The 20,433-nt window shown below is 69.9% G+C and carries 13 protein-coding genes; 9 read left to right on the top strand and 4 right to left on the bottom strand.

The features are described from left to right. From DW296_RS02075 to DW296_RS02055, 5 genes are all read left to right on the top strand, one after another. Window positions 1-4,512, top strand: a 4,512-nt coding sequence (locus DW296_RS02075; protein WP_136050878.1) for a PKD domain-containing protein, incomplete at its 5' end; no start/stop codon positions are given. 11 nt (window positions 4,513-4,523) lie between these two features. Next, window positions 4,524-5,828: a hypothetical protein gene (locus DW296_RS02070; protein WP_136050877.1), complete on the top strand. Its 1,305-nt coding sequence runs from the start codon at window positions 4,524-4,526 to the stop codon at window positions 5,826-5,828. Window positions 5,829-5,883: 55 nt separating this feature from the next. Further along, the gene (locus tag DW296_RS02065; protein WP_060921567.1) at window positions 5,884-7,236 is read left to right on the top strand and encodes a polysaccharide biosynthesis tyrosine autokinase; all 1,353 of its coding nucleotides are present in this window, start codon (window positions 5,884-5,886) and stop codon (window positions 7,234-7,236) included. 254 nt (window positions 7,237-7,490) lie between these two features. Beyond that, on the top strand, window positions 7,491-10,064 hold the full coding sequence (locus tag DW296_RS02060) for a right-handed parallel beta-helix repeat-containing protein (protein ID WP_240742956.1): 2,574 nt from the start codon (window positions 7,491-7,493) through the stop codon (window positions 10,062-10,064). Between the two features lie 10 nt (window positions 10,065-10,074). Continuing rightward, entirely contained in the window at window positions 10,075-11,385 is a 1,311-nt protein-coding gene (locus DW296_RS02055) for a hypothetical protein (protein WP_136050876.1), read from the top strand. A 21-nt stretch (window positions 11,386-11,406) separates the two neighbouring features. On the opposite strand, the gene DW296_RS02050 is transcribed toward DW296_RS02055, so the two are convergent. Genes DW296_RS02050 through DW296_RS02040 form a run of 3 tightly spaced genes read right to left on the bottom strand, consistent with a single transcriptional unit; the run spans window position 11,407 to window position 15,264 of the window. Beyond that, window positions 11,407-12,543, bottom strand: coding sequence for a glycosyltransferase (locus tag DW296_RS02050; protein WP_136050875.1), 1,137 nt, complete (start codon window positions 12,541-12,543; stop codon window positions 11,407-11,409). Beyond that, window positions 12,540-13,733, bottom strand: a complete 1,194-nt coding sequence (locus DW296_RS02045) for a DUF1972 domain-containing protein (protein ID WP_136050874.1) — start codon at window positions 13,731-13,733, stop codon at window positions 12,540-12,542. The genes DW296_RS02050 and DW296_RS02045 overlap by 4 nt, the downstream gene beginning before the upstream one ends. Window positions 13,734-13,737: 4 nt before the next feature. After that, entirely contained in the window at window positions 13,738-15,264 is a 1,527-nt protein-coding gene (locus tag DW296_RS02040; protein ID WP_136050873.1) for a sugar transferase, read from the bottom strand. 354 nt (window positions 15,265-15,618) lie between these two features. Between DW296_RS02040 and DW296_RS02035 the strand changes: the two genes are divergently transcribed. Further along, the gene (locus DW296_RS02035) at window positions 15,619-16,764 is read left to right on the top strand and encodes a low temperature requirement protein A (RefSeq protein ID WP_136050880.1); all 1,146 of its coding nucleotides are present in this window, start codon (window positions 15,619-15,621) and stop codon (window positions 16,762-16,764) included. 9 nt (window positions 16,765-16,773) lie between these two features. On the opposite strand, the gene DW296_RS02030 is transcribed toward DW296_RS02035, so the two are convergent. Further along, window positions 16,774-17,388, bottom strand: coding sequence for a TetR/AcrR family transcriptional regulator (locus tag DW296_RS02030; protein WP_025104606.1), 615 nt, complete (start codon window positions 17,386-17,388; stop codon window positions 16,774-16,776). Between the two features lie 367 nt (window positions 17,389-17,755). Here DW296_RS02030 and DW296_RS02025 point away from each other — a divergent pair, with 367 nt between their 5' ends. From DW296_RS02025 to DW296_RS02015, 3 genes are all read left to right on the top strand, one after another. Continuing rightward, window positions 17,756-18,703, top strand: a complete 948-nt coding sequence (locus DW296_RS02025) for an intradiol ring-cleavage dioxygenase (RefSeq protein WP_136050872.1) — start codon at window positions 17,756-17,758, stop codon at window positions 18,701-18,703. A 193-nt stretch (window positions 18,704-18,896) separates the two neighbouring features. After that, entirely contained in the window at window positions 18,897-19,175 is a 279-nt protein-coding gene (locus DW296_RS02020) for a hypothetical protein (protein ID WP_136050871.1), read from the top strand. Window positions 19,176-19,281: 106 nt separating this feature from the next. Continuing rightward, window positions 19,282-20,394 (top strand): fatty acid desaturase family protein, encoded by a 1,113-nt coding sequence (locus DW296_RS02015; protein WP_446724121.1) that lies wholly within the window; start codon window positions 19,282-19,284, stop codon window positions 20,392-20,394. Window positions 20,395-20,433: the final 39 nt, after the last annotated feature.

The raw sequence follows: 20,433 nt of genomic DNA, 5'->3' as shown, positions 1-20,433 counted from the left end.
TGGGCGCAGACGACGATCGGCTCGACCGTCTACGCGGTGGGCAAGTTCGACAACGCCCGGGCACCGCTCGCGGCGCCGGGGACGAGCCTGACCGCCCGTTCCAACGTCCTCGCGTATGACATCAACACGGGCCAGCTGCTCTCCTTCGCACCGCAGGTGAACGGCGTGATCAAGGCCGTGGCCGCCTCGCCGGACGGCAGCCGCATCTACATCGGCGGATCCTTCAACTCCGTCAACGGCCAGACGCGCTGGAACTTCGCCGCGCTGGACGCCGTGACCGGGCAGCTCGTGCCCGGCTTCTCGCCCTCGATCGGCGGCAGCGGCGTGTACGCCCTCGCCACCTCGGGCTCGAGCGTCTACGTCGGCGGTCTCTTCACGCAGGGCAACGCGACCCCGCGCAAGAACCTCGCGGCCTTCTCCTCGACGAACGGCGCGCTGCTCAGCTGGGCGCCGCAGACCGACCTCCAGGTCGACGCCATGGTGATGGACCCGGCGGGTCAGAACGTCATCGCGGCCGGCCGGTTCTCCCAGGTCAACGGCGACCTGACGATGCGCGGCACCGTCGCCCTCGACAAGACGACCGGCGCGGTGGACAGCGGATGGGCGCTGCCGCAGACGGTGAAGAACGGATCGAACACGGGCGCGAACTCGGGCAAGGCGGGGATCTTCGGCCTCGCGGCCGACGCCGGCGCCGTGTACGGCACCGGCTGGGTCTACGCGGATGCGGCCACCGGCAACCTCGAGGGCACCTTCGCGGCCGAGGCCGGAAGCGGCCAGGTCCGCTGGATCGCGGACTGCCTGGGCGACCACTACGGCGTCTACTCGACCGGAAAGACGGTCTACACGACCAGCCACACCCATGCCTGCAGCACCATGGGCATGCACCCGGAGCAGAACCCGCGCACGCACCGGTACTCGGAGGCGTACACCGCGGACGCCCGCGGTCTGCTGGGCAACCAGCCCGCGGCCGGTGGCACGTACAAGAACTGGGCCGGTACGCCGGCGCCCTCGGCCTACGCCTGGACGCCGGACTGGGCCGTGGGCGTGACCACGGGCATGGGGCAGGCCGGACTCTCGATCACCGGTGCCGGGAACATGATCTCGATCGGCGGAGAGTTCCGCTCCGTGAACAACGGCCGATTCGAGGGGCTCGTGCGCTTCTCCACCAACCCGCCCGGCGGCGCGAAGGACGGCCCTCGGCTGTCGGGTGCCAACTGGACCGGCACGGCGCAGTCGTTCATCCCCGGGCGTGCGCGGATCTCGATCCCCGCGAACTGGGATCGTGACGACCTCACGCTGACCTATGAGCTGCGTCGGACGGGGACCGCCGCACCGGTGGCCACCGCCACCGCCCGCGGCACCTGGTGGGACCGCCCCTCGGTGAACCTCGAGGACAAGACCGCAGCTCCCGGATCGACGCAGGAGTACACCGTCGTCGCGAAGGACAGCGCGGGCAACTCCGTCTCCAGCCAGGCGATGAGCGTGACCATCGCGGCCGGTGCGGTGTCGAACTACGTCAACGCCGTCACGGCGGACGGACCGCAGCTCTACTACCCGCTCGGCACCGCCGCGCAGGACTGGGCAGGGTCCAACACCCCCGTGTTCGGCACGGGTGTCACCGCCTCGACGTCCGGGGTGGAGAACACGGCGACCGGCGCCTCGACCTTCACCGGGACGAGCGCGGGGCGCGTGGCCTCCGGGAGCAAGATCGCCGCTCCGTCCGAGTTCTCGACCGAACTGTGGTTCAAGACCAACACGAACAGCGGCGGCAAGTTGATGGGCTACGGCGCCGCGGCGTCGGGTGACTCGACAAGCTACGACCGCCATCTCTACATGACCAACAACGGCCGCCTCGTCTTCGGTACCTACAACGGCAGCACGCAGACGGTGCAGAACGGCGCGGCGCTCAACGACAACGCGTGGCACCATGCCGTGGCGACGCAGAGCGCCGACGGGATGAAGCTCTATGTCGACGGCCAGCTCGTGTCGTCGCTCGCCGGGGCCACGACCGCGGAGAACTACACGGGATATTGGCGTATCGGCGGGGACAACCTCGCCGGATGGCCGTCCGAGCCCAGTTCCAAGTACTTCAAGGGATCCCTGGACGAGGTCGCGGTCTACCCGTTCGCCCTCACCCCGACGCAGGTGAAGACGCACTACGGCATCGGCAAGGGCTTCCAGGCCCCCACGGCGGCCTTCTCCGCCACCCCGACCGACCTCGCCGTCGCGTTCGACGCGGAGGCCTCGGCGCCCGCGGGGTCGGCGACGATCGCCGGCTACCGCTGGGACTTCGGCGACGACTCGGCCACGGCGACCGGCAAGACGACGAGCCACACGTACGAGAAGTCCGGCACCTTCACGGTGACGCTGACGGTGACGGACAGCAACGGGCTCGCCAGCACGGCGGAGAAGCAGGTCGTGGTGCAGGCGCCGAACGTCCTCCCGACGGCTGCCTTCGAGACGACCGCGAACGGCCTGACGGTCTCGGCCGACGCGTCCGCCTCGGCGGACTCGGACGGCTCCCTCGCCTCCTACGCCTGGAACTGGGGGGACGGCACGACGTCGACCGGGCAGGTCGCCACGCACGTGTACGCCACGGCCGGCACCCGCACGGTGACCCTGACCGTCACCGACGATCGCGGCGGCAGCGCGTCCACCACCCGACAGGTGACGACCACGCATGCCGACCCGGTGGCGGCCTTCACGGCGACGGCCTCGGGGCTGAACGTCGACGTCTCCGCCGCGGGCTCGAGCGCGTCCGACGGCGCGACTCTGACCTACTCGTGGAACTGGGGCGACGGAACCCCCGCGGGCTCCGGAGCGTCCGCCGGCCACACCTACGCGAGCGCCGGGGCGCGCGAGATCACCCTCACGGTGACCGACAGCCTCGGCGCGACCGCGACGGCCACCAAGACGGTCACGCTGACCGCTCAGGTCTTCGCCGCGTCCGATGCCTTCGGCCGCGTCGTGTCCAGCGGGTGGGGTGCGGCGGACAAGGGAGGCACCTGGGCGCCGATGAGCGGCTCCGCCACCGTGCTCTCCGTCGGCGACGGTGTGGGCAAGGTGAACCTGACGCCGGGTGAGACGAGGGAGATGCTGCTGCAGGGCACGTCCGTCCTCGATTCGTCCGCGCGGATCAGCTACACGCTCGCCTCCGGCCCCTCCACCGGGGTCGTGTACGAAGGGCTGGGCGCTCGACGCTCCGGGTCCTCCGGATACCGGGCCCTCGCCTGGCACCGGGCCGACGGCACGACCTGGCTCGTGATCCACCGCAACGGAACGGCGATCGCCAGCACGGCCGTCTCCGGACTCACCTGGACAGCGGGCAGCTCGTTCACGCTCCTGATGGAGACGACGGGTTCCTCCACGACGACCATCCGCGCCAAGCTGTGGGCGTCGGGGTCGGCAGAGCCCGCGAACTGGCAGCTCACCACGACGGATGCGACTCCGGCCCTCCAGGTCGCCGGCGCCCCGACCGTGTTCTCCTATCGCGCGGGCAGCGCCACCGGCACCAACCTCGCCAGCTTCGACGACTTCACGCTGAAGAACCTCGGCACGCCGGCGCCGGAGCCCGAGCCGCAGCCCGAACCGGAGCCCGCGAACGTCGCTCCCACCGCCGCGTTCACCGCGACCGCGACCAACCTCACGGTCGCCGTGGACGGCAGCGCCTCGACCGACTCCGACGGCACGATCGCCTCGTACGCGTGGAACTTCGGCGACGGGACGACCGGGACCGGCGCGACGAGCAGCCGCACCTACACCGCGGCGGGCACTTACACCGTCACCCTCACGGTGAAGGACGACAAGGGGGCCACGCACACCACCAGCAAGCCGGTGACAGTGACTGCGCCTCCCGTCGACCCGGAGCCCGAGCCCGAGCCCGAGCCGCAGCCGGCTCCGGTGGCGGACGACGGCTTCGACCGGACCGCGGGACCCGGCTGGGGCACCGCCACGGTCGGCGGGGCGTGGACGATCGCCGGCGGTTCGCAGGCGGCGGCGACGGTCGCCGACGGTCAGGCGAAGCTGAACCTCATCGCCGGAGACACCCGTCACGCGACGCTCAACACGACGTCGGTCGCCGACGCGGTGCTCGAGACGCAGTTCCGGGTCGACCAGGCGCCCGCCGCGGGCGGCGCCTACATCGGCGTGATCGCGCGGCAGTCGGCGGCCGGGAAGTACTTCGTCCGCGCCTGGCTGCGTCCTGACGGCACGGTCTGGCTCGTCGTGCACCGTGAAGGGACCGTCCTGCGCACGCAGGCCGTACCCGGGCTGGTCTGGGCGGCGAACACCTCCTACAACCTCGAGGTGTCCGTGACCGGGACGACGTCGGCGACGCTGTCCGCCAAGTTCTGGCCGACGGACACCACGAAGCCGGCAGCCTGGCAGATCACCACGACCGACGCGGCGCCCCTGGGCGCCGGCGCGGTGGGTCTGAGCGGCAACCGCTCCGGCAGCGCGACCGCGCCGCTGGGCGTGTCGTTCGATTCGTTCCGCGTCACCGCACCGCAGTAAGATCCTGACGCATGGCCACTGCTGTCCCGATCGCGCTCCTCGCCTTCGGCGGAATCGCGGCAGTGGCCATCGTCGTGTTCGCCCTCCGGCTGCTTCCGCGCGTCGCCTTCGCGGTGTGGGCCGTCGTGCTGTTCTTCGTACCGCTCTGGGTGGGTGTCAACCTCGGGTTCTACTGGGCGGGGATCACCCTACTCACCGTCCTGCTGATCATCGTGAACTGGTCGGTCGTGCCGCTGCGCGCCGCCGACGCCTGGGTCGCGGCGTTCGTCCTCGTCGTGACCGGCCTGTACGGGTTCGGCACCGTCGACCTCGCCTCCCTCGTCGCATCGCTCCTGGAGTGGGTGATCCCGTACATCTGGGGGCGCGTGGTGCTCGCGCGTGTGACGACCGACTGGATCACGTCCACGATCGCGGTCGTCGCCATCGTGGCGGCGGCGCTCGCTGTCGTGGAGTTCCTCACGTCCTTCAACCCTTTCGTCCTCATCCCCGGGTCGGGTGTGGTGTACGAGACGTGGAGTCCACTGCAGGAGCGCGGTGGGGTGCTGCGTGCGGAAGGCGCCTGGGGACACTCGATCGCGCTCGGCGCCGCGCTCGCGATGTCCTCAGCGTTCGTCGTGGCGACGCGGTGGCGGCTGTTCCCGAAGATCACCGGCATCGTGCTCATCGCCACCGCCACGGTCTTCACCTTCAGTCGTGCCGGCCTTCTCACGCTGGTGCTCACCCTGGTCCTGTCCACCTTCCTCATCGTCGGCGTCTCGACGCGCTTCCGGGTGACGGTGGCGGTCGCCGGCGTGATCGGCACCGCGATCGTCATCCCCGTCATCGATTCCGTGTTCGGTGCGGCAGGGGATGAGGCCGGAGGCAGCGCCGACTACCGCACCGACCTCCTGGTCCTCCTGGAGCAGGTGCAGCTGTTCGGCAACCCCGGCGACTGGCATTCCCTCGTCTCCGGCGACTACTACCTGGGGTACTTCGCTCGCTCGGTGGACAACGCCCTCGTGCTCACGCTCCTCCGGTACGGCTACGTGCCGACGCTGCTCATCATGGCGGCCGTCGTCTGCGCGGCGATCCTGGCTGTGCGGCGGTCGACGCGGAGTCCTGCCGCCCTCGCTGTCGTCGGGCAGCTTCCGAGCCTGGTCGTCGTCGCCCTCATCACGCAGTACAGCATGTTCCTGTGGTTCTGCGTGGGGCTCGCGGTGACCTGGGCGCGAGACGCCGGGACACGATCCACCGCGGCCGATACGGCATTCCTGCGCGATCTGGGCACGTCGGCACCGCCGCCGGCCCGAACCGCTCCACAGGTGCGGCAGACGTGAGGGAGACGTGCAGATGGCTCCTCTAGAATCGAGACCTCAGGGGGAATGGGGAGTCATGGCCGAGAGCCGGGTCAGCCTGCGTGTCATCGCGGGCTCACTGCGTAAGTTCTGGTGGTTGATCGTGCTGTGCGGCGTCGTGGGCGCCGCAGGGTCATACGGATACGCGTCGCTGCAGACGCCGTTGTTCCAGGCGACCACCTCGCTCTACTTCGCGCTCAACCAGGGGACGAGTGCTTCGGATCTCAACCAGGGGTCCGTGTACACCCAGAGCCAGATGCTCTCCTTCGCCCAGCTGGCGACGAGCTCGCGGGTGCTCGATCCGGTGATCGAGGAGCTCGGTCTCGACACGACACCTCGCGCGCTCGCCAGAGACATCGAGGTCACCATCCCGCAGAGCACGGTCACCCTGCGCGTCACCGGCATCACCGACGACCCGGAATCCGCCGCCGAGCTCGCGAACGCGGTCGCCGAGCAGCTCATCACAGTCGTGAAAGACGTCGCCCCGAAGGACCCGCAGGGCGAGTCGACGATCACGGCCGAGGTCATCGACGACGCCGTGGTCCCGGAGTTCCAGTTCACCCCGAGCAAGCCGAGGGATGCAGCGCTCGGCGGGTTCCTCGGTGGCGTGCTGGGCCTCGCGGCCGCTGTGCTCATCGGAGTGCTGGACACGCGGGTCCGCAACGAGGAGGCGCTGACGCAGGCCGGGGGAGATCCCGTGCTCGGCGTCGTCTCCAAGTCGCCGTTGCTGGAGGCGCGGGGAATCGCCGTCGCCCAGGAGCCCCTCGGCCACACGTCCGAGGAGTTCCGGCGCATCCGGTCGGCGCTCGCGTATGCGAATGTCTCGTCCCGGGTGAAGGTGCTGCTGGTGACCTCCGGCATGCCCGCCGAGGGCAAGTCGACCGTGTCAGTGAACCTCGCGATGACCCTCGCGGCGCTCCGCAACTCCGTCCTGCTGATCGACGCGGACATGCGGCGCCCGCGCGCCCATGAGCACGCCGGTATCGACGGTTCGGTCGGACTCACCAGCGTGCTGCTCGACGAGGTCGAGTTCGAGGTGGCGAAGCATCGTGTCGCGGACACCACGCTCGACATCCTCCCTGCCGGCACCATCCCGCCGAACCCTGCCGAGCTGCTCACGTCGGCCCGCATGGCGCAGCTTCTCGACTTCGCGGCCGCGGACTACGACTACGTCGTGATCGACTCGCCCCCGACGCTCAGCGTCGCGGACGCCAATCTCCTGGCCACGCAGACGGACGGCGTGATCCTCGTCGTCGACGCCACGAAGACGAGGCGCGCAGCGTTGGAGAAGAGCATCAAATCGCTGGAATCGGGCGGCGCACGCATCCTCGGCACGGTCCTCAACCGCGCACGTCCCGATCGTCACCGCAGCGAGTACTACAGCGAGTGACCGACTCGCGGTCCGATGTGCGCGGTCACGCAGCATATCGGCGGAGGCGCTCGAAACGTTTGCCATCGCCTGGAGAGGCGGTTATTCTTCATGGGTTGCGAGGGGGGCTCGCTCTTTGTCGCCGGGGTTGAAACTGCGGCGAAGCGTGGGTTGATCGTGCAGTCTGCCCCAGAAACGGTGACATGGTGTCCTTTCCGTTCCCTGTTCGTGCCTCGTCTTCCGCAGCGCCCGCTGCGCCGCGGCGCCGCCATCGCATGGTCGCTGGCGTCCTCGGCATCGCCGTTGCGCTCTCCGGAGCGCTGGTCGCCGCACCGGCATCCGCGGCGGTCGCCGCCTCACCGTCCGTCCGGCCGGCAGCCACGTCTGCGGCGCCTCTGCTGTCGGACGATATGAACCGCACCGTCGCCTCCGGCTGGGGCGCGGCTCCCGTCGGCGCCTGGCGCGTGGTCGAGGGCACGTCGAGCGTCGCGAACGGGCGGGGGATGCTCGCCAGCCGGAAGCCCGGGATCACGGCGCGGGCGACCGTGGCCGGGGTGACCGCGGCGGACGTGTCCAGCCGCTACACGGTGACCGTCCCCGCCCTCCCCGTCGGTGGCCCCCTGTACCTCGCCCAAGCCGTCCGCATCGTGGGCAAGGACTCGTACGGCGTGCGGCTGCGGGTGCACCCCGACGGCTCCGCCTACGTCTCCGTCGTCCGGATGACCGATCTCACGACGGTGCAGAATCTGAGTGAGCGGCGACTCCCGTTCGCAGTGACGAAGGGCATGTCGCTGCGCGTCGCCCTCGATGTGACCGGAACCAGTCCGGTGACGCTGGCGGCCAAGGCCTGGGTGGCAGGGGCAGCCGAGCCCTCCGCGTGGCAGGTGACGCACTCCGATTCCTCGGCGGCCCGGATCACCGCCGCGGGGGGTTACGGCTTCGCGCTGTATACCTCGTCCGGGGCAAAGGCGGCCGCTCCGCTGGCGCTCGACGATCTCCTGGTCACCGCGCCGACTCCCACTCCTGCGCCTACTCCGACGCCGACGCCGACTCCTGCGCCGACGCCGACTCCTGCGCCGACGCCGACCCCTGCGCCCGCACCGAACCCGGCTCCGCCGGCGAACCCGACGAACCCGGTCACGCCCGCTCCGCCGGCGACTCCGGCCGGCGTCCGCGGAAAGCCAGGTGCTGCTGCCCCCGGCACGCTGTCGTACCCGGCTCCCGCCACCGCGATCTACGCAGCGCCGGGCGGATCCGACGCCGCCGCCGGCACGCAGAAGGCGCCGGTGCGCACGATCGCGGCGGCGCTGCGGCTCGTGCCGAACGGAGGGACCATCGTCCTCCGGGGCGGGACCTACCACGAAGAGGTCATCGTGCCGCCGCAGAAGCGGGTCACGATCCAGCCTGCTCCGAACGAGGCGGTCTGGATGGACGGGGCGAAGGCCGTCACCGGCTGGAAGGCCGCAGGGAACACCTGGACGGTGGACGGCTGGGGGACGGCGCTCGACTCGAGCCCCACGTACACGAAGGGCGCGCCCGACAACGCCCAGGCGGAGTGGCGCTTCGTCGATCCCGCGTATCCCATGGCGGCGCATCCGGATCAGGTTTGGGTCGCGGGCGTGCAGCTGCGGGAGGTCGGTTCCGCCGCACAGGTGGTCGCCGGAACCTTCTTCGTCGACGACAAGGCGAAGCGGCTCGTGATCGGCACGGATCCCACGGGCAAGTCCGTGGAGGCGAGCGTTCTGACTCAGGCGCTCTCGATCCGCTCCGCCGGATCCGAGGTGCGTGGCATCGGCGTGCGGCGATACGCCACCAGCGTGCCCCAGATGGGGACGGTCATCGCCGCGGCGAGCGACATCACGCTGGCTGACGTGACCATCCGCGACAACTCGACGACCGGCTTCTACTCCTGGGCGCCCCGGACGACGCTGACGCGGGTCTCGTTGATCGGCAACGGGCTTCTCGGCGGCGGGGCCAGCCAGGCCGACGGCTTGAAGGTGAAGCAGATGCTCTCCGTCGGCAACAACGCCGAGCGCTTCAACCACTCCCCGGTATCCGGCGCGTTCAAGGTCACCAGGACGCGGGGTGTGACCGTCTCAGACAGCGCCTTCACCGGGAACGCCGGGCGTGGTCCCTGGTTCGACGAGTCGGTGATCGACATCGTCTTCACGGGCAACGACGTGATCGGCAACACCGGCCACGGCGTCATGGTCGAACTCTCAGAGCGGGCGGTCGTCGCGGACAACATCATCGCGCGCAACGGCGACTTCGGACTGTTCGTCCTGAACTCCGGAAACGTGAAGATCTGGAACAACACCTTCGTGGGCAACGCCAACCGGAACATCAGCATCGGTCAGGACGCTCGCCGAGCCTCCGACCCGAACGCGGCCGGCCATGATCCACGCACGCGGTACGCGCCGCTCGCGCCGTGGATCGTGCGCAATACCGTGATGTCCAACAACGTCATGGCGGAGAGCGCCGGCAACTGCCTTGTCTGCGTGCAGGACTACTCGACCACCTTCACGGGTGCGCAGATGATGTCGAGCGTGAACGGCAACCTCTACCACCGCACCGCCCCGGGCACACCCCGGTGGTTCTCGGCGTGGTCGAAGGGATCCGTCTCGCGGGATCCGGCCGTGGCCGACACCCTCGCGGCCTTCACGGCGGCGACGGGCCAGGACCGCCGCTCGCAGTTCGTACAGGGAGCCTCCGTGGTGTCCGCGACATACGCACTGATCCCCGCACAGGCGCAGCGGCAGGCCGCAGTGGCAGTGCCGGTTCCGGCGGATATCGCCTCGGTATCGCGACTCCCCGGCAACAGCGCGACGCTGGGGGCCCTGCCGCGGTGACGATCTAGGTATGGGTTCTCTTCTCGCTGTCGGCGCCCGCGCGCTGACGATGGTCATCGCGCTGGTCTGCGGCGTTCTCACGACACGGATGATCATCGGGGATGCGGGCGTCGGCAGCTTCGCCCTCTACACGCTGCTCACCACGATCCCGTCTCTGCTGACGTTCACCGATCTCGGCAGCGGCGCCGTGCTCGTGAACGCCGTGGCCACGAGCGACGACGTCCGGACGGACGAGAAGCTGCGCTACCAGCTGACCTCCGTCGGGCGGGTGCTGCTGCTGTTCGCCGCCTCCGCGATGGCGATCAACACCGTGCTCCTCGCCACCGGAGCCTGGGAGCTCATCTTCGGCGACGCCGGACAGCAGCCCGGGGCGTCGCTGGCGGCGTTCTTCTGCGTCACCATCTTCTGCCTCGGGATCCCGCTCGGCATCTGGGCGCGGATCATGCTCGGGCAGCGGAAGAACCACATCGTGATCCTGCTGCAGGGCCTCATCTCGCCGCTCACCCTCGCCGGCGTCTGGCTGCTCCTCACGTTCGGCGGCGACGACCTCCACTCCTATGCGGCGATGGCGTCCTTCGCGGCGTCTCTCATCGTCTCGATCCTGGGCGTGCTCATCACCGCACGCACCACCTCTCCGCTGATCCCCGAGGCCGCACGCATGGTGCTGCGTCCGCGACGGTTCCCCGGCGTCCGGGTCATGGACGTCGGCTGGCCGATGCTGGCGCAGATGGTGACCTATCCCATCGCGGTGGGGTCGCAGCGCTATGTGATCGCGCAGCTCGGCGGCCCGACCGACGTCGCGGAGTACGGGGTGGCGGGCCAGGTGTTCTTCGCGCTCAACGGCCTCGTGATGGCCGGCGGACTCGCCCTCTGGCCGCACTTCGCCCGGATGCGGCACCAGGGCGACCTGCGCCGCGGACCGTTCCTGCTCTCCGCTCTGTTCGCCACGGCGGTCGCCCTCGCGACGGTCGTGGTGTGGCTCATCGGTCCGTGGCTGTTCGGATTCATCACCCAGGGGGAGCTGGAGGTGCGGCCGACCACGATCTTCGCGTTCGGGCTCATGATCATGCTCACCGCGGCCGTGTACCCGCTGGGCATGTTCATCATGGACAAGCCCGGGATCCGTTTCCAGGTGATCCCGACGCTCAGCATGGCCGCCGTCGGGATCATCCTCGCGTTCGTGCTCACGCCGATCCTCGGCATCGTCGGCCCGCTGATCGGTGTCGCGTTCGCGCTGCTGGTCTGCCAGCTGATCCCGTTCTCGATCTACATCGTGCGACACCGGGCGCGGCTGACCGCCGATGCCGGGGCATCGGTCTGATCCGGGGGTGTTCTCCGCGGCTCAGTCCAGGACGCCGGCGGTGACGCCGGCGCGGTAGACCGCGGGAGCGTGCCGGCGCAGGGCCTCGTCCCGACTCGCGTCGACGGCGGCCACGTGGTGGTCCCAGCGCGCGCGGACCTCCTCGAGCGCGGTCGCGATCGCGTCGGCATCGTCCGGAGCGACCAGTTGCGCAGTGGCGTATCCGCCCGCGGCCTCCCGCAGGCCGCTGCTGTCGCTCGCGATGACAGGGCGGAGTCCGAGCACGCCCTCGACGGCGGTGTTGCCGAACGGCTCGTCCACCCGCGACGGCACGACCAGGACGTCGGCCTTGGCGAGGAAGGGCCAGATGTCGGGGTGGAAACCGGCGAAGGTGACGGCGACGCCGGTCTCGTCGGCCCGCGCGCGGAGATCGCGCTCGAACCATTCGTACCCCTCGAAGACCGCGCCGAGCAGCGTGACCTCGACCGGACGGCCCGCCGCCTGAAGCGCGGCGGCAGCGTCGATGACGAGGTCGGGACCCTTCCGCGGCGAGAGCCGGCCCACGTAGAGCACGCGGAGGGGACCGTCGAGGCGGGGACGCGGCCGAGCAGGGTGCTCGGGTGATGCGACGCCGTTGGCCACCACCCGGGTCCGGTCGGCGAGGGCCGGGAGCGCGCGCCGGATCGTGTCCAGGCTGAAGCGACTGTTCACCAGGGCCCGGGCAGAGGCGAGGTGCGGCGCATAGAGAAGCCGGTTCACGAGCGGGTTGCCGGAAGCCTCGGCCTCATGCACGTGGCTGACCGCGCGCGTGCCCCGGAGCCGGGCGACGAGAGGCCACTGCGGGATGATGATGGTCGACACGTAGACCGCGTCGGGCCGGAGGCGTCCGATCAGCCGCCACGCGGCGCCGAGACCGCGGAACGTGTCGCGGAAGAGGCGCGGCAGTCCCCGCGGGGTGAGGAGGACCTTGCGCAGGACGAGCATCGGCAGGATGACGACCTCCGCGCCGGCCTCTCGCAGCGGCGCGACGAGGAGACCCGTGCTCGGCAGGGCGACCACGACGCGGGCGCCCGCCTCGACGAGGCCGGTCGCGCTCTCGAGGAGCATGCGGTCGGACCCGAACATCTCCGCTCCGGGATGCACCAGGAGGACGGTCTTGCGGTTCTCTCCCGCGGTCATCGGGCGGCGTCCGCGGGGGCGGGGGCCCAGTCCGTGCTCCGTCGTCGTGCGCGCCGGGCGGAGGAATGGATGCTGGAGCCCTCGGCGAGGCGGCGAGCGAGGTCTTCGTATTCGTCGGCCACGTCGTCCCACCGGAACCGGGTCCGGGCGATCTCCTGCACCGCCGCGGCATGCGCGTCGCGAGCGGCCGTATCGCCTTCGGCGGCGGCGACATGGGCGGCGACGTCGTCCGCATCGGCGAAGAACCACCCGTTGCCGTCGAGCACCTCGCGGTTGAAGGGCACCTCGTAGCCGATCACGGCCGTGCCCGCTCCCATGGCGCGGAGGAGTGACGGATTGGTGCCGCCGACGGAGTGGCCGTGCAGGTAGGTGGCGGCGTGCGCGTAGAGCGCGTCGAGGAGCTCCTGGTCGTAGACGCCGCCGACGAGGCGGATGCGCTCGTCGCCCTCGGCGGCGTTCCGGATCTCCTGGATGTACCCGGCCGCGTACGGGGCAGACCCGACGACCACGAGCGGCAGGCGCGCGGCGCTGGCCCGGTAGCCACGGACGATCTCGAGCACATGGTTCTCCGGCTCGAACCGTGCGACGACGAGGTGGTAGCCGCCGGGAGTGAGCTCCATCTCGGCCAGACGGTGCGTCGGCGGCTGGTCGAGGATCGGCGCGCCATAGCGGATCAACTCCGTCGGCACGTCGAACTGGTGACGGTAGTAGTCGGAGATGCCGGGGGCATCGGCGATGAGCGCGTCGGCGGTGCGGACGCCGAACTGCTCGGCCCAGCGATAGTAGGCCTTGCCGCGTGGACCCCACTTCGAACGACGCCACTCGAGACCGTCCATGTGCAGGGCGACGGGCGCCCGGCGCAGCCGGAGCAGGGGCAGGAACGGCGAGTTCGCGGCGTTGAAGACGAAGGTCGCGTCGGGGCGGCGGTGGAAGAGCAGGTGCAGGGCCGAGAGCCCGGTGTGGCTGAGCGTCTCGACCTGCTTCACGGGGACGGCGGGGAGGTGCACCACGCGCATGCCGAGGTACTCCTTCTCCCGGTGTTCGGAACCGCGGGTGTACACGACGACGTCGTGCCCGCGGTCGGCCAGGCGGCGTCCGACCTCCTCGATGGCCGTCTCGAACCCGCCGTAGGCGGCAGGCACGCCTCTGGTCCCCACCATCGCGATCGTGAGGGGTGTCGTAGTGCTCATCCGCTCAGTATGCCCCGCTCGGCTGCGCCATGACCTTCGCGGTGCGCCACATGATCTGCAGATCGTTCATGACGGACCAGTTCTCCACGTACCGCAGGTCGAGCCGCACGCTCTCGTCCCACGAGAGGTCGCTGCGTCCGGAGACCTGCCACAGACCCGTGATGCCCGGCTTGATGTAGAGGCGGCGGAACACGGTGCCGTCGTAGGCCGTGACCTCGCTGGGCAGCGGCGGACGCGGGCCGACGACGCTCATGTCGCCCACCAGCACGTTCCAGAACTGCGGGAGCTCGTCCAGCGACAGCTTGCGCAGCACCTTCCCGACGCGGGTCACGCGCGGGTCGTCCTTCATCTTGAAGAGCAGGCCGGCGCCCTCGTTCTGCTCCTTGAGCGCCGCGAGCTGCGTCTCCGCGTCGGTGCGCATCGACCGGAACTTCACCATCTTGAACCGGCGGCCGTCCCGTCCCACGCGCTCCTGGAAGAAGAACACCGGGCCGGGGGAGTCGAGCTTGATGAGCGCGCTGAGCACGGGGGTGAGCAGCGCGATCGGGATGAGCGCGACGGTGGCCACGACGACATCGAGTGCGCGCTTGAGAAGGTGGACCCCGCCCTCGTAGGTCGGGATCTTCACCTGGATCAGCGGCAGGCCGTCGACCTGGCGGAGGGAGATGCGCGGGCCCGCGACATCCGTCAGGCGGCTCGAGAGGACGAGCTCGGCGGCGGTGCCCTCGAGCTGCCAGCTGAGCTGCTTGACGAAGTCGGGGGACCCCTCGGGGCGGCTCGCCACGATGATGGTGTCCGCCCCGAGCTGTGCCGCCGCGGCGGCGACGGTGTCGAGATCGCCCACGACCGGGTAGATGCTCTCCCCGATCCTGAGCGCGCCGGCATTGCGATCCAGCAGCGTCGTCCCCACGACGTGATAGCCGTTCTCCCCGCCCTTCTGCAGGGAGTCGATCACATACTCGACGTCCTCGGTGGCGCCGACCACCAATGTCCTCGACGCGAACCGACCGGACAGACGCTGCCGCTGCAGCCAGCGGCGCCAGGTCCAGCGGGCGAAGAGGAGACCGAGCATGCCGACCGGGAGGGCGATGAAGAACAGCGGCTGCAGTCCTTCCCACTCCAGGAGCACGCCCGCGATGGCGGTGATGCCGAAGGCGAGTCCCGCCGCGTGCGCGACGCGACGGTACTCCGTGGCCCCTGACCCGAAGATGGCGGCGGCTCGGCTGTTGAGCGCCGACAGCATCAGGTACCAGGCGAGACCCAGCAATGCGGCGTTGCGCACGGCCTCGATCACCGCGACGCCGGAGACCAGCTGGACCATCGCCGTCAGTGCGACCGCGATCAGGATGACAGCCGCATCCGTGATCCGCAGCCGCATCCGATAGCGACGCTCCCACTGGCGGCGTCGTTCGAGCGTCGCCGACACGCGCGGCGTGCTCGCCGCAGGCGTCACCGACGCGGTCGCTCGCGGTGCCGTGATCGGCGTGAAACCCGTACGAGCGATGCTCAGAGCATCCTCGACGGAAGTCATGCCGAGGCCCCTTGAGCCGTGAATGTACGCAGATAACCCCAGTGCGCCATCGTTTCCCCAGTTTTCCCCAGACCGTGAACCCCACGTTCACGGACACGTCTGCGTCCCGACCCCTCGGGTCCTGCTGATGCTTCGCGATCCCACATCGTGAAGGTCCTCGTCGTCCCAACCGACGAGGCGTGCAGCAGGCACTGCAGACGTCCAACACTGTAGCGGATCCGCTCGTCGGAGGGAAGCCGTTCCGCGGACTCGGTGAAATCCGTTCCGGAATACCGCACAGCGCCGGGCGGGCGGGGCTACTCTTTCGCGGTGACCACGCACCAGACACCGAGCACGCGCTTCCACCTGCGTCCCATGGCACCGCGGGATCCGGGTCAGCCCCACCGCACGGCGAGCCCGTTGGAGCTCTTCTTCGACCTCGTCTTCGTCGTGGCCGTGAGCATCGCCTCGGCCCAGCTGCACCACGCGCTGAGCCACGGGGACTTCCTCCACGGCATCACCTCCTACGCCATGCTCTTCTTCGCGATCTGGTGGGCGTGGATGAACTTCACGTGGTTCGCGACGTCGTTCGACACCGACGACTGGCCGTACCGGATCGCCACGTTCGTCCAGATGGCGGGCGTCCTCATCCTCGCCGCCGGAGTCCCGCAGGCGTTCGACGAGGGGAACTTCACGCTCCCCGTCGTCGGCTACGTGGTGATGCGCGTCGCGATGGTGGCCCAATGGCTGCGCGCCTCGCGGACCGAGCAACCGCTCCGCGGCGTCGCACTCCGATACGCGCTCGGGATCGCGGTCGTGCAGGTGCTGTGGGTCCTGTTCCTGCTCATCCCGTCCGGTCCGGTCCAGCTCGTCGCGTTCGTCGTGTTCGCGCTCATCGAGGTCAGCGTCCCGGTGTTCGCGGAGCGCCGAGGACAGACGCCGTGGCACCCGCACCACATCACCGAGCGGTACGGTCTCTTCACCCTCATCGTGCTGGGCGAGAGCCTCCTCGCCTCCGCGAATGCGATCATCGACGCGCTGGACGAGGTGGAGGCGCTCGGTCCGCTCCTCGCCATCTCGGCGCTGGCCTTCATCGTCACGGCCGCGCTGTGGTGGATCTACTTCTGGCCGCCCCACCACCGGGCCATCACGACCCTGGGGCGTTCCCTGCGCTACGGCTACACGCACTACTTCGTGTTCGCCGCGGCGGCCGCGTTCTCGGCCGGTGTCGAGGTCGAGCTGGATGTGATGACGGGGGAGAGCCACCTCGCCCCGGTGATCGCCACGTTCACCGTCTCGGTGCCGATCGCGGTCTTCCTCCTGGGGATCTGGTGGATCGCGATCCGCGACAACGCCGACCGCGTCGTCAACGCGGTCATCCCCGTCGGCGCGCTGCTCGTCCTGCTCGATCCGTTCGTGCCGGTGCCCGTGGCGCTGACGGCGACGGTCATGGTGGCGATCGTGATCGTGCTGGTGATCCGGCCGCCCGTTGCTCGGGGAACCATCGTCACGGACGAGTGATCCGCGGCGTCACACGCTGGCGGCGAAGAGCTCCCGGCATTCGCGGCGCAGGCGCGCGATCGCCTCGCCGTCGCCGCGTAGGTGGCGGATGAGGGCGTGCTGGAGCATGCCGTCCGTGAGCGCGTACGCGAAGAGCGGCGTGAAGCGGCACGGGCGTCCGCAGAGCTCGGAGTAGCGCTCGACCACGCGCCAGATGGCATCCTGCAGGTCGGCCTCGACTTCGGCGATCGTGTCGCCGAAGCCCGACTCGAACAGGGACTGGTTGCGGAGGTCGTACCAGAGCCGGTGCAGGCGGGCGTCGTCGTGCACGCTCCTGGCGAGCTCCTCGGCGGCCCCGGCCGCCAGCTCCTCCGCGGTCTCGGCCCTCTCCAGCACGGCGAGGTAGCGGTCACCGAGCCCGCCCTTGGATATCCGCACGGCCTCCGCGATGAGGTCGTTCTTGTCGGTGAAGTAGTAGTGCAGCGACCCGTGGGAGAGCTCCGAGTGCTGCGCGATCTCGCGGAGTCCCGTCCGCGCGAACCCCCGCTCGGCGATCGCCTCCAAGGCCGCTTCGGCCAGCGCCCGCCGGCGCAGCGCGAACTTGTCCACCCCTGCGCGTTCCGCGCGCTTGTCCGCTGTCGTCATGCTGTCCCCCGGTCTCGTCCCCTTCGGGATCGGTGCGGGCAATGCTATGGCATCTCGCCCAATCTGGACAGATGTCCGGGAAAAACTTGACAGGTGCCAAGTGGCATGTTGCACTGGATGCGCCACGGCCGCGCATGTCCCCTGCATGACGGCCGTCTTCGTGGCCGCGCGCGCGATTCCCCCATCGCCCCGGCCCTGCGTTGTCCGCCGAGTTCTTCGAGCGCCAGCGCTGCAGAGCGGAGCGATGTCCCCGCATCCTCCGCTCTGCTCCTGACTCCACAGGAGCCCCAGGGATCACGCATAGCTTCTTGATTGTTCACCCGTCGAGCATTGTGGCAACGCCGCCGACGCTCGAGAGGAGCACATCATGAGCCGCATCCCCGAACCGACCCCCACGCCGCAGGGCCCCATGTACGAAGGACGACTGCTGGACCGCGCGGACGAAGAGGTCGTCGACCAGGGTGTCGCCTTCGACCTCCGGACGCTGATGAGCCGTCGCGGGCTGCTGATCGGCGGCGGGCTCGGCCTCGGTGCCGTCGTCCTCGCCGCCTGCGCTCCCGGCGCCACAGGATCGTCGTCGACGACCGCCACCCCCACGCCCAGCGCCACCGCGACCGACGCCGCGGTCGCCGAGATCCCGGACGAGACCGCCGGTCCCTACCCGGGCGACGGGTCGAACGGCCCCGACATCCTCGACGAAGCCGGGATCATCCGCCAGGACATCCGCTCGTCCATCGACGGAGGTGCGACGGCCGACGGCGTGCCGCTCTCCTTCGAGCTGCAGATCCTCGACCTGGCGAACGGCGGGCTGCCGTTCGCAGGCGTCGCGGTCTACGCCTGGCACTGCAACGCGCAGGGGGAGTACTCGCTGTACTCGTCCGGGCTCGAGGACGTCTCCTATCTGCGCGGGGTGCAGGTCGCCGACGACGACGGGAAGGTGTCCTTCACCTCCGTCTTCCCCGGGTGCTACTCGGGTCGGTGGCCTCACATCCACTTCGAGGTGTATCCGGACGCGGCCTCGATCACCGACGCGTCGAACGCGATCGCCACGTCCCAGCTCGCGCTGCCCGAGGACGCCTGCAGTGCGGTCTATGCGGAGACGGCGTACTCCGGATCGGCGGACAATCTGGCGCGGATCTCCCTGACCTCCGACAACGTCTTCGGCGACGACGGCGGGGTGTCGCAGCTCGCCACGACGACGGGGAGCGTCACCGGCGGATACACCGCGACCCTCGTGGTCGGCGTCGACACGACGACCACGCCGAGCGCCGGCGCCGCGCCCACGGGTGGCGGCGGTCGTCCGCCCGGCAGCTGACGCTCTCGGCGCGTGGTTCGTGGATCTGCTAAGCTGATGGTGCAACGTGTGCGTTTCGCCCCCTCTCGGCCGCCTCGTCGCCACTGATCAGGGCCATCCACGGAACACGCACATCGACGCGCGTGGAATCCGCCCTCGGTCTCTTCACGTGGCGGAGCGCGAGCGCGCCCGCCCCACAGCAATGAGCATGAGCATGAGTACCACCACCGTCCCTTCCTCCATCCCTCTCACCTGGAAACAGGCCGACGTCGACGTGCACGTCGCCACCCGCAACGGTGAGTTCGCCGGATTCGTCGAGTTCGACGGATCCGCGCACCGGCTGCGCGACGAGCGCGGCACCGACCTCGGGTCGTTCCCGTCCCTCGACGACGCCTTCCGCGCGCTCGCCGCCGCGCAGCAGCCCGCACGACCGGCGGCCTCGGCGACACCGCCGCGCGCGCCCCGCCGGCGGCCGCGGCGGGCACGGGCCTGAGTCGTATGCCGCCTCGCGTATGCGAGCGCGGTTAGTGTGGCCACAGCGATCGGCAACCGCCCTTGGCTTCTTCAGCTCAAGGGCTCCCGATCGACAGGAGAGCATCATCTCCCGCACATCCTCCCCGACCGTCACCGCCACGCTCGGACCGGTTCGTCAGACCTACGCCGGGAACGCCGAGTTCCCCCCGCTCACCCGGGCCTACCGCGATGTGCAGCAGGTCGTGAAGGAGACCGGGCTCCTGCAGCGCACTCCTGTGTTCTACACGCTGATCGGCGCCGCCCTGGTCGTCGCCTTCGCCGGCTGCGTCGCGGGCTTCCTCCTCCTCGGTGACAGCTGGTTCCAGCTCCTCATCGCCGCCGCCCTCGGGGTCGTCTTCACGCAAGTCGCCTTCCTCGCCCATGAGGCGGCGCACCGTCAGATCCTCTCCACGGGGCCCGCGAACTTCCGCCTGGCCCGCGTGCTCGCCGGCATCATCGGCATGAGCTACCACTGGTGGGACTCCAAGCACACCCGCCACCACGGCAACCCGAACCAGGTCGGCAAGGACCCCGACATCCAGGTCGACACCATCTCCTTCCTGGAGGAGGATGCGGCGCAGTCGCGCGGCATCGTCCGGCTCATCACGCGCAAGCAGGGGTGGCTCTTCTTCCCCCTCCTGACGCTCGAGGGGCTCAACCTGCACTACCTCGGCCTGAAGCACCTGATGACGCGGAAGAACGTGAAGGGGCGCTGGACCGAACTCGGTCTCATCGTCCTCCGGTTCGCCGTCATCCTCGTGCCGCTGTTCCTCCTGCTTCCCGTCGGCATGGCCTTCGCGTTCCTGGGTGTGCAGCTCGCGGTCTTCGGTGTGTACATGGGCGCGTCCTTCGCCCCCAACCACAAGGGCATGCCGGTCATCGCCCCGGACGCCAAGCTCGACTTCTTCTCGAAGCAGGTGCGCACGTCGCGCAACATCCGCGGCGGATGGTGGGTGACGGGGCTGATGGGCGGCCTCAACCACCAGGTCGAGCACCACCTGTTCCCGAACATGTCGCGGCTGCACCTGTCGAAGGCCCGCGGCATCGTGCGCGACTACTGCGCGGCGAACAGCATCCCGTACACGGAGACGAGCCTCGGGCAGTCGTACGCGATCGTCATCGCCTACCTGAACCGCGTGGGCCTGGCGGCGCGCGACCCGTTCGACTGCCCGGCGGCCGCACAGCTCCGCCGCGCCTGAGTCGTACGGAGACGACGAAGGGGCGAGCGGACAGCTGCT

Source organism: Microbacterium sp. K36 (genome assembly GCF_004794355.1).
Taxonomy (GTDB): domain Bacteria; phylum Actinomycetota; class Actinomycetes; order Actinomycetales; family Microbacteriaceae; genus Microbacterium; species Microbacterium paraoxydans_D.
The sequence above is the reverse complement of the archived record's forward strand: the minus strand, read 5'-3'. Positions and strand labels throughout refer to the sequence as shown.